The sequence below is a fragment of the Nocardia aobensis NBRC 100429 genome (assembly GCF_000308375.1).
Classification (GTDB): domain Bacteria; phylum Actinomycetota; class Actinomycetes; order Mycobacteriales; family Mycobacteriaceae; genus Nocardia; species Nocardia aobensis.
Genome location: NZ_BAFQ01000185.1, coordinates 1 through 13,486 on the forward strand (window position 1 = coordinate 1; position 13,486 = coordinate 13,486).

The window sequence follows — 13,486 nt, forward strand, 5'->3', positions numbered from 1 at the left end:
ATGCCACGGGCGGCGCCGGACGCGTGGTCGCCGCACCCGCGCGCACGGTCCTGGTGCGGGATTTGGTGTTCGCCGACTTACCGGCCGGCTTGGCGGACTTCGCACCCGACGCGGTGCGATCGGCGCCGCCGCGGCGGCGAATCGTGCCCCCGGCGGATTCGGACGAGCGGTCGCCGGGCTTGAGCCGCGGGGAAACCTTGTTGATCGGCGGGCGGGATGCCATCGGTGTACCTCTCCTACGATCCCGGCTGGGGGGCGGGCGCCTCGGACGGATTCGCGGGCGCGCTCGGCGCGGGCGCGGCGTTTCCGTTCGCGGGCGGTTGGGCCGCCCCGGCGGGACCGGGGGTGTCCAGCGACACCAGCTGGCCGAGCGAATTGGCCTGCTCGGCCTTCCAGGTGTCGCCGTCCTTCTTCATATCCAGCGTCCAGGTGGCCCGGAAGGACTGCACCGGAACGTTGGGCGCGGTCTGCGTGAGTTTCAGCACGACGATCGCCGAGGCCTTGTCGCGCTCACTGTCCAGCGAGCTCAGCGCCGCTCCCAGCACCTTGCTGTCGATCTTGGTCTTCGACTTCTCGGCGGCATCCTTGATGCGGTCGTGGTTCTCGTTGAGCTGGGTCAGCATGTCGCCGGTCATCGAGGACCGCATGGTGGTGATCGACCCCTCGACATCGCCGGGATTCATCGAGGTGAGGTTGATCGCCGCCTGCCGGGCCGCATCCAGCGCGGTATCGCGCGCATCGGCGCGCGGACCGTCGGTGAACCACATCGCGCGGACCCAGCCGGTGCCGAACCACGCCGCCAGGACCAGGGCCGCCACCAGCCACACCGCCGCGACCGAGGTCACGACCGTACGCAGTGTCGACGAACCCGGCCGGGCGGCCGGCTGCTCACCGGCGGACCGGCGCGCGGTCTCCTCCGGCGATGCCTCAGCTATCGCCTTTTCGGCATCGTCCGGCGGCTCCACCGCAGGTTGCGAGGAGGGGTTGGGCAGATCAGAACTCACAGCGACACCCTAGCGTCGTCGGTTTTCCGGACTTGCCTCCCGTACCCGCCTCACCGCTTCGGGGTCACTCCGATGAGAGTGGCCAACTGGATGGCGACGGGGCTCAGGTTGAGCTTGTCCGGATCGGTCTTGGGCTTGGAATCCCACGGCTGCGGGACATTCGGATCGGCGTACTGCGCACGCGCGCCGCCGCGGACATCGGTCGGACTTCCGAACGGCACCGTGCATTTCGCATCCGTGTTGAACGGGAAATCGTCGCGGGTGTCGTCGAAATTGGGATTCTGCGCCTTCATCTGGTCGAGAATGCGCTGAGTTCCCTCGTATCCGACGGTACAGGCCGGCGGATTGTTGGTTTCCAGCACCAGGCCGAAGTGGGTCGTCCCGTCGCCGGGCGCGGTCGCCGAACCACCGACCGAGAGCAGCGGCAGCATCTGCAGCAGCGGCTTCAGCGTGTAGGTCTGCGGCGACACCGCCTGCAGCAGCAGCCGCAGATTCGACAGATCCGTGGTCAGCGGCTGCGCGCTCTGATCGAGCAGCTTGCCGATCTGCTCGCCGGCGTCGGCGCCGGTGCCGATCAACCGCCGGATATCGGGATCGTTGGCGCGCAGCTGCACGGCGAGCCGATCCAGGCCGTCGCTGAAGGTCCGGATCGCCGGCGACTGGTCGGCCTGGGTGCCGAGCACGGTCTGGGCGTCCCGGATCAGCTGCACGGTCTGCGGCAGCGCCTCGACGCCGGTCTGGGAGAACTTGTTCAGCGAATCGACGAGGATGCGCAGGTTGTCGCCCTGCCCGTCGAAGGCCTTACCGAGTTCGGTGACGGTCGTGCTCAACGCCGCCAGATCCGTCGTACTCGAGAAGTGGTTGACGCTGGCGAGCAGATCCTCGACCGGGATCGGGGTCTCGGCGCCGTCGATGACCGAACCGTCGCGCAGGTAGGGACCCTTCGACGTCTCCGGCACCAGATCCAGGTACTGCTCACCGATCGCCGAACGGTTGGCGATCATGGCCTTGGCACTGGCGGGGACCTTCGGCTTCCCGGAATCCAGTTCCAGATAGATCATCACGCCGTCGGGGGTGATATCGAGCGAGTCCACCCGCCCGACCGGCACACCGCGATAGGTGACCTCGGCGCCCTTGGACAGGTTGGCCGTCGTCTTGGCCTTCACCTTCACCTGATACTGGCCGAAGCCGAGCATGTGGTCGAGGTGAATGTACTTCGCGCCGACGAAGACCACGCCGAGCACGGCGATCACCGCGAAGGCGATCAGCTGGTAGCGCACCAATCTACTCATCGCGGCTGCACTCCCAACTGATCGAGAATCGACCCGATCGGATCACCCGGCTTGGCGGGGGCCGGAGCCACCACGGTGGGCGGCAGCGGTACCAGCGACACCGTCGGCCAGCCCGGTCGCGGGCCGTTGCCGTTGTAATACGGATTGGTCGGATCCACCGGCACCGGCGGCCCGTACTTGGGCGGGATGTACACCGGATCCGGTTTGCCCACACCGAGATTCGACATCAGGACACCGATCTGGGTGTCCACCGACAGCCAGGTGTTCACCGAACCACCGAAGGTCGATTTGATCGCCTCGTCCGGGAACGGATAGGTCAGGACCAGTGGGAACGCGGTCACCAGATCGGGCGCCGAACGGCCCAGTTCCTGCAGCGTCGGCCGCAGTGCCTGCAGATCGCGGATCAGGTTGTCCTTGGACTTGTCCAGCACGTCGACACCGGCCTGGCCGACCCGGTCGAGTTGCTTCAGCAAGCCGATCAGCTGCGGACGCTGCTCGTCGAGGATCTTGATACCGGCCGGCAGTTCGTCGAGGATCTTGCCGATCTGCTCGGACTGCTGCCCGACCCGGCTGGACAACGTGCCCAGGCTGTCGAGCGCGTGCTGAATATCGGCGACCTGCTGGTTGAGGCCGTCGATGAGCGTGTCGGCCTGATCCAGCAGCGACCGCACCCGGTTCTCCCGGCCGGCCAGCGCCTTGTTCAGTTCCACCACGATGGGCTGCAACTGCGCCACGCCACCGCCGTTGAGCAGCAGCGACAGCGCACCGAGGACCTGTTCGATCTCGACCGCGTGCCGGGTCCGGTCGACGGGGATGACCGCGCCGTCCTTCAACCGGTCGGGCGAGACCTCCTCCTTCGGCGCCGAGAGCTCGACGAATTTCTCACCGAGCAGATTCGACTGCCGCACCTCGGCGTGCGCGTTGGCGGGCAGCTTCACCGAGGAGTTGACCACGGTGTGCACGCTCGCGGTCCAGCCGTCGGGGGCGACGTCGATGGACTCCACCCGGCCGACCGGCACACCCTCGACCTTGACCGCCGACTGCGGCACCAGATCCAGGACGTCGTCGAAACGCACGTCGATACGCATCGGATGGTCACCCACATCGGCGCCGCCGGGCAGCGGCACGCTGTAGATACCGTCCGAGGAACACGAACCCACCAGCATCGCGGTCACGCCGACCACCGCGACGGCACCCAGGCCGCGGGCCGTCCTGCGGAATGCGAAGGGCGTCATCGCTGGCCACCTTCCTGCTGCGACGGCGGCTGCCGGTCCGACGGGGTGCCCGGCACGCTGCCGGGAGCCGGGGTCTTCTGGATGTTGTCGCCGCTGAGGATGCCGAACGGCAGCACCAGCGACGGCGTCTGCACACCGTCCTTGATCTGGTCGGTGATCACCTTGCACTGATCCAGGATCGGGCGCATCTGGCGGCTGATCGCATCGAATTTCGGGTCGCCCGGCCGCAATTGGCCGAGGTCGAGCATCTTGCAGACGGCGCCGAACGGATTCTGCAGATCGGTGAAGTTGGCGCGCATGTCGAGCGTGCCGGATTCACCGTTGTGGATGTTGATCAGGTTGCTCAGCGCCACCGGAAGCACCGGCAGCGCGTTCGCCACATCCTGGCGCTGATCGGCCAGGGTCTGGGTCAGCTTGGTCAGCGCATCGGCGTTCTCGGCGACCAGGTCCCGGTTGTCGTCGATGAACCGGGCGACGTCGCCGAGCGCGATCGACAGCAGATTCAGTGCCTGCCCGAGGTTCTCCCGCTCACCGGAGAGGAATCCGGCCAGATCCGCCAGCTGCGTGTTGAATTGGCGCACCTGCTGGTCGTTGACCGCCAGGGTGTGCACGAAGATCTGCAGATTCTTGATCGTGTCGAAGATGTCGCCGCGCGCGTCCGACAGATAGCGGGCCGCGTGCGAGAGCTGAGTCAAGCTGTTGGCCAGCGCGTCCCCGTTCCCGGACAGATTCGCGGCACCGGTGCGGACCAGCTCGTTCACCGCGCCGTCCTTGTTGGCGCCGTTGGGCCCCAGCGCATCCGACAGTTCCTGGATGCTCCTGTACAGCCGGTCGACCTCGACCGGGGTCGCCGTGCGGTCGCGCGGGATGGTGGCGTTGCGCGGCATCTTCGGCCCGCCCTTGTAGACGGGCGTGAGCTGGATGTAGCGGTCCGACACCACCGAGGGCGTGATCTGAGCGGCCTTGGCGTCGGCCGGAATGTCGTACTTCCGGTCGACGTGCATGGTGACCTTCACCTGATCACCCTGCGGCGTGACCGAATCGACCTTGCCCACCGGGACGCCGAGGATGCGCACCTCGGAGCCCTCGTAGATACCGATCGACTTGTCGAAGTAGGCGGTGATCTTGGTGGTGTTGTAGCTGCTGAACAGCCACCACAGCACACCGGCGACGACCACCACGGCAACCGTGCCGAGGGCCAGGGCGATCTTGGTGCCGCGGCCGGATTCGCGGATCACCGTCAGCGGATCCCGGCGCGATCCCTTACCGAGAGCAGCCTGCATCAGTTGCCTCCCAGGGTGCGGATCGGCGGGCGGTTACCCGGAATCTCCGGCAGCGCCGGCGGGATCAGGTTGACGATCACCGCGTCGAACCAGCGCCCGTTGCCCAGCACGTTGGCGTACAGGCCGTAGAACGGCGCCGCCAGCTTCAGCGTCTTGGAGATGTTCTGCTGATTGTCGTTGAGCAGGTCGATGGACTTCTTCAGATTGGTCAGCGCCGGACCGATCTGCTGCTCGTTGTCGTGCACCAGCGCACTCAATTCGGCGGCAACGGTTTTCGCGCCGTTGAGCAGCTGCGAGATGGCCTGCTGGCGGACGTTCAACTCGGCCAGCAACTCACCGCCGTTGGCCAGCAACCGCTCGAACTGCTCGTTGCGGTCGGCGAGCACCTTGGTGGTTTTGTTGGTCGCGTTGAACAGGTGCTTGAGCTCCTCGTCGCGCTTGGCCAGCGTCTCCGACAGCCGGGCGACGCCGTCGATCGAGCCGCGGATCTCCGGCGGGGTGCCGGAGAACGCGTCGGAGAGCACCCGGAAGCTGGTGGCCAGTTGCGCGGTGTCGGTCTTCTCGATATCCGAGGCGGCATCACTGAAGGCCTCGACCACGTCGTACGGAGAAACTGTGCGCGACAACGGAATTCGCTTGTCCGGATCGGCCGGGTGGGAACCCTTGGGATCCAGCGCCAGATACTTCTGCCCGAGCAGGGTCTTGATCTGGATCGACGCGGTGGTGGCATCGCCGATCCACGCGTCCTTGGTCCGGAAGTCGACCAGCACGCGGTCGCCGTCGAGGCGCACATCGGACACATCGCCGACCTTCACGCCCGCGACGCGTACCTCGTTACCCTTCTTCAGGCCCGCGGCCTCGGAGAATTCCGCGGTGTAACTGGTACTCGCGCCGATGATCGGCAGCTTGTCCAAGAAGAACGCCGACAACGCGATCAGCAGCACCATGAACAAGCCGAGCCCGCCCATGAACGCCGGGCTGCGCTTGCCGAGGAGAACCCGGTCTTCCATCAGCGGCCACCCTTCCCGTGACAGCGCGGCGCCGGGTTGGTGTAGACCGGCTGATTCACCGTCGGCATCTGAGCCGGCAGGTTCAATTGCGGCGCGTCCTGCACCCCGGGACCGGCGACGATATCGATACCGCAGAGATAGAACTGGAACCACGAGCCGTAGCTCGCCGCGCGACCCAGCTTCTCCATCTTGATCGGCAGATTCGTCAGGGCCTGATTCACCTCGCCGGAGCGATCGTTCAGGGTGCCGGTCAGCTGGTTCAGGCCGGCGATCGACCCCTGCAGGGTCGGCCGGGTGGGAACCAGCAGATCCGCGGTCGCCGAGGCGAGATTGCCCAGCGACTGCACCGCCGAGCCGATCGTGCCGCGTTCAGCGTTGAGCCCGCTCACCAGCGCCTCGGTGTTGACGATCAGATCGTTGAGCTGTCCGTCGCGAGCGTTCACCGCGTCCAGCACCTGGTTGAGGTTCTTGACGATCTCGCCGATCACCGCGTCCTTGTCGGCGATCTTGTTCGTCAGGCTCGCGGTGTTGCGCACCAGATCGGTGATCGTGCCCGATTCACCCTGGAAGACCTGGATGATCTCGTAGGACAGCTTGTTCACGTCCTCGGCCGACAACGTCTGGAACAGCGGCCGGAAACCGTTGAACAAGGTGGTGAGGTTCAGCGCGGGCTTGGTCCGCTCCAGCGGAATCGTGGCGCCCTTCGTGATCTTGCGGCCCTGCTGTCCGGCGCCCTGCTCCAGCGCGATGTAGCGCTGCCCCACCAGGTTGCGGTAGCGGATGGTCGCGGTGCTGGAGGCGGGCAGCCAGTCCCGATCGGTGAGCTGGAAGTGCACCTCGGCCATGTTGCGGTCGACGACCGACACCTTGGTCACCTTGCCGACCCGCACACCGGCGATGCGCACCTCGTCGCCCTTGTTCAGCGATGTCACATCGCTGAACCGCGCCTTGAACTCGGTGCCGCCGCCGGAATAGTTGGCGATGGTGAGCGCCAGGAACGCGGTCGCGAGCACTGTCACCAGCACGAAGATGCCCAGTTTGGTCAGGGGCCCGCCCAGACCACGCAACGTGGCCTTCATCGCACACTCACCTCACTTCCACGCATCGCGGGGGCGCCGATCCGGCTCACCCAGCTGGGCACCTGATCGGGCGAAACCCCGTTCGCCGCACCGTAGATCGCACCCAGGGTGTGCTGTTCGGCGGGCGAACCCATGGTCGTGGCGCCCGCTGCGCCGTAGACCGAGAACTGCGCCGCCGGCAGTTGACCGATGTTCTGGTCACCCGGATTCCGGGTCGGCGGCTGATAGGAACCGTCGTTGGCCGACCCGGTCGGATACTGACCGGGATCCACCCCGAGCGGATATTCGGGGAAGCACGCCGGCGGCCGGTTCGTATCCAGCCAACGCGGTTCGTCCTGGTTGGGCAGATAGCGGCCACGCGGATTGGTGATCTCGATCGTCACCCGCGAACCCGGAGTATCGGTGCCCTTGCCGAAGAGGTTGTCGATGCGCGGCTTCAGCTGCGCGAAATTCTTCATCGTGCACGGGAACGAGGGCGAATAGGTCGCCAGTAGTTCCAGCGCCTCACGCGAATCGGCCGCGACATCGATGATGTTGTCGTGGTTGGCCGTCAGGAAATCGGCGGTCTTCGACGACGTCGGGGTCAGGACCGAATACAGCGTGTCCAACTGCGAACGCTTCTGCACGATGGTCGCATTCAGCGTGCGCAGATTGTCGAAGGCGTCGACCAGCTGCGGCAGCGCGTCCGAATAGGTGTCGGCGACCGTCGCGAAGGTGTGGATATCGTCCTGCAACTGCGGCATCACGCCGTTGATATCGCGGAAGATGTCGTCGAGCCGATCGATGGTGTGGCCCAGTTCCTCACCCTGGCCACCCAGCGCCTGCGACAGCGCGCCCAGCGTCGAGGCCAGGTACTGCGGCGGAATCGCCTGCAGCAGCGGCATGATCGAATCCAGTAGCTGGCTCACCTCGACGGCATTGCCGCTGGCGTCCTGATACAGCGTCATGCCCGCCTGCAGATGCTTCGGGCTGGGCTGCTCGGGCCAGACCAGATCGACATAACGCTCGCCGAACAGGGTTTTCGGCAGCAGCCGGGCCGTCACATTGGACGGAATCTTCGAAGCCTTGTCCGGATCGATCGCCAGATGCAGTTTCACCTTGCCGTTGGCGGATTCACTGGAACGCACCTCGCCGACATTGACGCCGCGAACTTTCACATCCGCATTGCGGGTCAACGCGTTTCCGACCGTATCGGTGATCAGATCGACCTTGACCACCTTGACCCACACCTTGTTGTAGGCCGCGATCGTCGTGCCGAGAAACAGCGCCATCACCACGAAGAACACGATGCCCAACGTGCGGATCCGGAGTTTCTCGGTAGAGCGCCAGAATTGCACACTGCGCGCGCTCATGCTCCCACCTTTCGGGCTACCGCCGCGCCTGGTCCGCTCATCCCGCGACTCGCACTGTCGTCGTCGTACCCCAGATCGCCAGGCTGAGGAAGAAGTCGAGGATGTTCACCAGCACGATCGACGCACGCACCGCGCGTCCCACGGCCACACCGACGCCGGCCGGACCGCCGGTGGCGTTGAAGCCGTAATAGCAATGGATCAGGATGATCACGAAGGCGAACACCAGCACCTTCACGAACGAATACAGCACGTCTTCGGGTGGCAGGAACAGACCGAAATAATGGTCGTACGATCCCGTGGATTGCCCGTTGAACCACACGCTGATCTGCCTGGACGCGATGAACGTGCCGAGCAGGCCGACGATGTAGAGCGGAATCACCGCAACGAATCCCGCGATGACGCGCGTGGTCACCAGGAACGGCACGCCGGGTACCGCCATCACCTCGAGCGCGTCGATTTCCTCGGAAATTCGCATCGCACCCAATTGCGCGGTGAAACCACAGCCGACCGTCGCCGACAATGCCAATGCCGCGACCAGCGGCGCCAATTCGCGAGTATTGATGTAGCCGGTCAGAAAGCCGGTGAGCACCGAACTGCCGAGGGCGTCGAGAGCTTTGAAACCCTGCAGGCCGACGACGACACCGACCGAGGCCGACATCATCACCACGACGCCGATGGTGCCGCCGATGACCGCGAGTGCACCCGAACCGAAGGTCACCTCGGCCAGCAGCCGCATGACCTCCTTGCGGTAATGCACGACGGTGCGCGGAATCCAGGCGATCGCCTTGGAATAGAACGACATCTGATCGCCGGCGCGATCGATGACATTCACCGGCGACTTGAGCGCAGCACCTACTCGGCGCATCCGCCTCGAAAAGATCGGAGAACGCTGGGAAACAACCATCGTCACGAACCCTTGGCCGGGACGACCTGCAGGTACACCAACGTCAGAAGCAGATTGACGAAGAAGAGCACCAGGAAGGTGATCACCACGGATTGATTCACCGCGTCACCAACACCTTTCGGTCCCCCCTTGGGATTCAAACCTTTGTATGCGGCGATCACGCCCGCGAGCAATCCGAAGATCAGAGCCTTGAATTCACCGATCCAGAGGTCCGGGAGTTGCGCCAGCGCGGAGAACGACGCCAGGTAGGCGCCGGGAGTTCCGCCCTGCAGCAACACATTGAAGAAATATCCACCGCAGATGCCGACCACCGACACCAGGCCGTTGAGCAACAGCGCCACCAGCATCATGCCGAGGACGCGCGGCACGACGAGACGCTGCACCGGATCGATGCCGAGCACCTCCATCGCGTCGATCTCTTCGCGGATGGTGCGGGAGCCGAGGTCGGCAGCCACGGCCGAACCCGCGGCACCGGCGATGATCAGCGCGGTGACGACGGGAGCGGCCTGCTGCACAGTTGCCAGCACACTGGTTGCGCCGGTGAACGATTCAGCACCGAGCTGCTTGATAAGTGAACCGGTCTGCAATGCCACAACGGCGCCGAACGGGATTGCCACCAGTGCGGCGGGCAGGATCGAGACGCTCGCGATGAACCACGACTGCTCGATGAACTCGCGCCATTGGAAAGGCCGGCGCAGGGTGTTGCGTGCCACGGAAATGAGCAGTGCAAATATATTGCCGGCCTGCGCAAATCCCGACTCGACCGGAGTGCGCAGCCGTGCCAGGGGTTGATTCACGGTTGCGTATGTTACCCGTTGGTTGTGTCGTGTCGCACGGTGGTGTCGTACGTGCCGCCCTGATATTGCGGAGCGTTACCCGTATACGCCGGAAGGACTTGTGTATCGCCGTTCTCTTCCATGGACTCGCGGATCGCCACCTGCGCCTGGTGCGGCAGGGTGTGCATGATCTCGAGCACGCGGCGGCGACGACGTTCCACAGCCTGGCGCACGGGCATACCCGGGGTGGCCTTCATCTGCGGGATGATGCCCTCGACGTCCTCGGTGCCGTTGTCGTAGTGGCCGGCGTCGGCGAGCGCCTGCTCGCGCGCCATCTGGGCCTCGTCCTTCTCCTCCGACATACCGATCGGGCCGACCATGCGGCCGTTGAGGAACTGCTTGACCACCGGCTCCTCGGAGGTCAGCAGGACCTCGCGCGGGCCGAACATGACCAGCTGGCGGCGGAACAGCATGCCGATGTTGTCGGGCACGCTACGAGCCAGGTTGATGTTGTGGGTAACGATCAGAATCGTCGCGTCGATCTGCGCGTTGATGTCGATCAGCAGCTGCGACAGATAGGTCGTACGCACCGGGTCCAGACCGGAGTCGGGCTCGTCGACGAGGATGATCTGCGGGTCCAGCACCAGCGCGCGGGCCAGGCCGGCACGCTTGCGCATACCACCGGAGATCTCGCCGGGCAGTTTGCCTTCGGCGCCGAGCAGACCCGTCAGCTCGAGCTTCTCCATCACGATCTGCTTGATCTCGGATTCGCTCTTCTTGGTGTGCTCGCGCAGCGGGAAGGCCACGTTGTCGAACAGGTTCATCGAGCCGAACAGCGCGCCGTCCTGGAACAGAACGCCGAACAACTTGCGGATCTCGTAGAGCTCCTTGTTGGAGCAGGTGGTGATGTCGGTGCCGTCGATGTAGATCGAGCCGCGCTCGGGGCGCAGCAGACCGATCAACGACTTCAGGAACACCGATTTACCGGTACCGGAGGGGCCGAGCAAGGCGCTGACTTCCCCCGTGGGCAGGGTCAGAGTGACATCCTGCCAAATCCGCTGGGACCCGAAAGATTTCGTAACACCTTCGGTCCTGACCTCGACGCCCACGTCGACCTCCATATTTCTTCTGACGAGCGCCCACGGCCGCGTCACCGTATTTCAGCGCGGTGTGACGCGTCACACTGGGGTGCGGCCACTGTATCGCATGCCGCTGGTGCAGGACACCCTACCTGACTGGTCGGTAGAAATGTCGGCGGTAATGAGCCGGTCGCGACAGTTCACAACATTCACCACGAATATGCGAAAAGGGCGGCCCCGCAACGGGACCGCCCTTTTCCGGACTCGATTACCGCAATTACTTGACGGAAACCTTCGCGCCGGCCTCTTCCAGCTTGGCCTTGGCGGCGTCGGCGGCGTCCTTGGCGACCTTCTCCAGGATCGGCTTCGGGGCACCCTCGACCAGGTCCTTGGCTTCCTTCAGGCCCAGGCCGGAGACGATCTCACGCACGACCTTGATGACCTGGATCTTCTTGTCGCCGGCACCCTCGAGGATGACGTCGAACTCGTCCTGCTCCTCGGCGGCCTCGGCCGGAGCAGCGGCGCCACCGACAGCGGCGACGGCGACCGGAGCGGCGGCGGTGACCTCGAACTTCTCCTCGAACTTCTTGACGAAGTCCGAGAGCTCCAGCAGGGTCATGTTGCCGATGGTCTCGAGCAGCTCGTCCACGTTGGCCATGGTGTTTCCTTTCGGTTCATCCCGCATCGGCGGGAAAAGAGTATGGAGGTTTGTCGACTTGTCCGGGTCGGCTTATTCGGCGTCGGCGGCCGGGGCCGCTTCGGCACCGCCCGCGGCGCGCTGCTTGTCCTCGAGCGCGGCGAACAGGCGAACCACCTGGCCGGCCGGCGCGGCGAACAGGCCGGCCGCCTTGGTCAGGTTGCCCTTCATGGCGCCGGCCAGCTTGGACAGCAGCACCTCGCGCGACTCCAGGTCGGCGATGCGCTCGACCTCGGAGACCGACAGCGCGGCGCCGTCCATGTAGCCGCCCTTGATGACCAGCGCCTTGTTGTCCTTGGCGAAGGTCTTGAGGGCCTTGGCGGCGTCGACCGGCTCACCGGTGATGAAGGTGATCGCGGTCGGACCGACGAACAAGTCATCCAGGCCTTCGACGCCCGCCTCGGCGGCCGCACGCTTGACCAGGGTGTTCTTGGCGACGGAGTAGGTGGCATTGCTGCCCAGCGCACGACGCAGCTGGGTGAGGCTGCCGACCGACAGACCACGGTATTCCGTGATCACAGTGGCCGTAGCACTCTTGAACTGCTCGGTGATCTCCGCGACCGCGGTGACCTTCTCTGGTTTCGCCATACTTCGCCTCCTCTCTGGATGGTCGGTTCTGCGATGAACTACCGACTCGCGGAGGCTGGACCCGGGGAGGCTACGTCGACCCGGCGACAAAGCAAACGCCCCGGACGCAGAGTGGTCCCGGGGCGCACAAGAAACTCGACATGAGCACTCGGCTCACATGTCGTCCCTCACCTCGGCTCTCCCTGCGTGGGCCGCCGGCAATATCGCCGGACCTTCGACTGCCTGACGGCAGCAACCAACGGTCTTCGGTAGAACGATTGGGGGTGATCACCGAACTGGTCGGCGACCGTAGAACAGAATAGCGGATGAGCAGCTGAAACCCAAAATCGGCCGTCTTTTCCGGCCTCTGCTCCGCCGCGACTCCCGGAATGCCGAAGGGCCGGCGGGGAAACCCCTACCGGCCCTTCGGTATTCGAAAGCTACCTACGCCTTACGCGTCCTCTTCGGTGAGGTTGCGGGTGCGGTTCGGGTCCACCGGGATGCCCGGTCCGGTGTTCGTCGAAATCGTCACCTTCTTGACGTAGCGGCCCTTGGCGGTCGACGGCTTCACACGCAGGATCTCCTCCAGCGCGGCGCCGTAGTTCTCGACCAGCTTCTTCTCGTCGAAGGAGGCCTTGCCGATCACGAAGTGCAGGTTGGCCTGCTTGTCGACGCGGAAGTTGATCTTGCCGCCCTTGATCTCGTTGACGGCCTTGGTCACATCGGTGGTGACCGTGCCCGTCTTCGGGTTCGGCATCAGGCCGCGGGGGCCCAGCACACGCGCGATGCGACCGACCTTGGCCATCTGGTCCGGGGTGGCGATCGCGGCGTCGAAGTCCAGCCAGCCGCCCTGGATGCGCTCGATCAGATCCTCGGCGCCGACAGCGTCCGCACCGGCGGCCTCGGCCTCGGCGGCCTTCTCGCCGGCCGCGAACACGATGACGCGCGCGGTCTTACCGGTGCCGTGCGGCAGGTTGACGGTGCCGCGGACCATCTGGTCGGCCTTGCGCGGGTCGACGCCCAGACGAACGGCGACCTCGACGGTCGCGTCGGTCTTCGTGGTCGAGGTCTCCTTCGCCAGCCGGGTGGCCGACAGCGGAGAGTAGAGCTGGTCGCGGTCGACCTTGGCGGCCGCCTCGAGATAAGCCTTGCTTCGTTTTGCCATGATTCTCTGTCCTGTTCGTAAGTCAGAAGTGGTTGTCGGGACT

The 13,486-nt window shown here is 65.1% G+C and carries 14 protein-coding genes; all 14 read right to left on the minus strand.

Going from position 1 to position 13,486, the window contains the following annotated elements:
* Window positions 1-223: hypothetical protein (locus tag RJ03_RS23960; protein ID WP_036505874.1), on the minus strand; the 223-nt coding region annotated here is incomplete at its 3' end.
* A gap of 13 nt (window positions 224-236) precedes the next feature.
* Window positions 237-1,004 carry a hypothetical protein gene (locus RJ03_RS23965; protein ID WP_157163490.1) on the minus strand — a complete coding sequence of 256 codons (768 nt, stop codon included), beginning with the start codon at window positions 1,002-1,004 and terminating at the stop codon, window positions 237-239.
* 50 nt (window positions 1,005-1,054) lie between these two features.
* Window positions 1,055-2,296 carry an MCE family protein gene (locus RJ03_RS23970; RefSeq protein WP_036505876.1) on the minus strand — a complete coding sequence of 414 codons (1,242 nt, stop codon included), beginning with the start codon at window positions 2,294-2,296 and terminating at the stop codon, window positions 1,055-1,057.
* Window positions 2,293-3,531: an MCE family protein gene (locus tag RJ03_RS23975; protein WP_083871298.1), complete on the minus strand. Its 1,239-nt coding sequence runs from the start codon at window positions 3,529-3,531 to the stop codon at window positions 2,293-2,295. The genes RJ03_RS23970 and RJ03_RS23975 overlap by 4 nt, the downstream gene beginning before the upstream one ends.
* The gene (locus RJ03_RS23980) at window positions 3,528-4,814 is read right to left on the minus strand and encodes an MCE family protein (RefSeq protein WP_083871299.1); all 1,287 of its coding nucleotides are present in this window, start codon (window positions 4,812-4,814) and stop codon (window positions 3,528-3,530) included. The genes RJ03_RS23975 and RJ03_RS23980 overlap by 4 nt, the downstream gene beginning before the upstream one ends.
* Entirely contained in the window at window positions 4,814-5,824 is a 1,011-nt protein-coding gene (locus tag RJ03_RS23985; RefSeq protein ID WP_036505878.1) for an MCE family protein, read from the minus strand. The genes RJ03_RS23980 and RJ03_RS23985 overlap by 1 nt, the downstream gene beginning before the upstream one ends.
* Window positions 5,824-6,903 (minus strand): MCE family protein, encoded by a 1,080-nt coding sequence (locus RJ03_RS23990; RefSeq protein WP_174372342.1) that lies wholly within the window; start codon window positions 6,901-6,903, stop codon window positions 5,824-5,826. Before RJ03_RS23990 ends, RJ03_RS23985 begins: the two co-directional genes overlap by 1 nt.
* A complete protein-coding gene (locus RJ03_RS23995) occupies window positions 6,900-8,255 on the minus strand; it encodes an MCE family protein (RefSeq protein ID WP_051025191.1) in 1,356 nt (451 codons plus the stop codon). The genes RJ03_RS23990 and RJ03_RS23995 overlap by 4 nt, the downstream gene beginning before the upstream one ends.
* A gap of 37 nt (window positions 8,256-8,292) precedes the next feature.
* Entirely contained in the window at window positions 8,293-9,120 is an 828-nt protein-coding gene (locus RJ03_RS24000; protein ID WP_086006975.1) for an MlaE family ABC transporter permease, read from the minus strand.
* A 41-nt stretch (window positions 9,121-9,161) separates the two neighbouring features.
* On the minus strand, window positions 9,162-9,956 hold the full coding sequence (locus tag RJ03_RS24005; RefSeq protein ID WP_051025193.1) for an MlaE family ABC transporter permease: 795 nt from the start codon (window positions 9,954-9,956) through the stop codon (window positions 9,162-9,164).
* Window positions 9,957-9,967: 11 nt separating this feature from the next.
* Window positions 9,968-11,056 carry an ABC transporter ATP-binding protein gene (locus RJ03_RS24010; RefSeq protein WP_051025194.1) on the minus strand — a complete coding sequence of 363 codons (1,089 nt, stop codon included), beginning with the start codon at window positions 11,054-11,056 and terminating at the stop codon, window positions 9,968-9,970.
* Window positions 11,057-11,291: 235 nt separating this feature from the next.
* A complete protein-coding gene (gene rplL / locus RJ03_RS24015; RefSeq protein WP_036505922.1) occupies window positions 11,292-11,672 on the minus strand; it encodes a 50S ribosomal protein L7/L12 in 381 nt (126 codons plus the stop codon).
* A gap of 72 nt (window positions 11,673-11,744) precedes the next feature.
* Window positions 11,745-12,299, minus strand: coding sequence for a 50S ribosomal protein L10 (gene rplJ / locus RJ03_RS24020; RefSeq protein WP_036505879.1), 555 nt, complete (start codon window positions 12,297-12,299; stop codon window positions 11,745-11,747).
* A 430-nt stretch (window positions 12,300-12,729) separates the two neighbouring features.
* Window positions 12,730-13,443 (minus strand): 50S ribosomal protein L1, encoded by a 714-nt coding sequence (gene rplA / locus RJ03_RS24025; RefSeq protein ID WP_036505880.1) that lies wholly within the window; start codon window positions 13,441-13,443, stop codon window positions 12,730-12,732.
* Window positions 13,444-13,486: the final 43 nt, after the last annotated feature.

Bases quoted from the DNA above. Each gene is read 5' to 3' on its own strand.
- rplJ (WP_036505879.1), bottom strand. From the start codon at position 12,299: ATGGCGAAACCAGAGAAGGTCACCGCGGTCGCGGAGATCACCGAGCAG.
- RJ03_RS23975 (WP_083871298.1), bottom strand. From the start codon at position 3,531: ATGACGCCCTTCGCATTCCGCAGGACGGCCCGCGGCCTGGGTGCCGTC.
- RJ03_RS23970 (WP_036505876.1), bottom strand. From the start codon at position 2,296: ATGAGTAGATTGGTGCGCTACCAGCTGATCGCCTTCGCGGTGATCGCC.
- RJ03_RS23980 (WP_083871299.1), bottom strand. From the start codon at position 4,814: ATGCAGGCTGCTCTCGGTAAGGGATCGCGCCGGGATCCGCTGACGGTG.
- RJ03_RS24000 (WP_086006975.1), bottom strand. From the start codon at position 9,120: ATGCGCCGAGTAGGTGCTGCGCTCAAGTCGCCGGTGAATGTCATCGAT.
- rplL (WP_036505922.1), bottom strand. From the start codon at position 11,672: ATGGCCAACGTGGACGAGCTGCTCGAGACCATCGGCAACATGACCCTG.
- RJ03_RS23990 (WP_174372342.1), bottom strand. From the start codon at position 6,903: ATGAAGGCCACGTTGCGTGGTCTGGGCGGGCCCCTGACCAAACTGGGC.
- RJ03_RS23985 (WP_036505878.1), bottom strand. From the start codon at position 5,824: ATGGAAGACCGGGTTCTCCTCGGCAAGCGCAGCCCGGCGTTCATGGGC.
- RJ03_RS24010 (WP_051025194.1), bottom strand. From the start codon at position 11,056: ATGGAGGTCGACGTGGGCGTCGAGGTCAGGACCGAAGGTGTTACGAAA.
- RJ03_RS23995 (WP_051025191.1), bottom strand. From the start codon at position 8,255: ATGAGCGCGCGCAGTGTGCAATTCTGGCGCTCTACCGAGAAACTCCGG.
- rplA (WP_036505880.1), bottom strand. From the start codon at position 13,443: ATGGCAAAACGAAGCAAGGCTTATCTCGAGGCGGCCGCCAAGGTCGAC.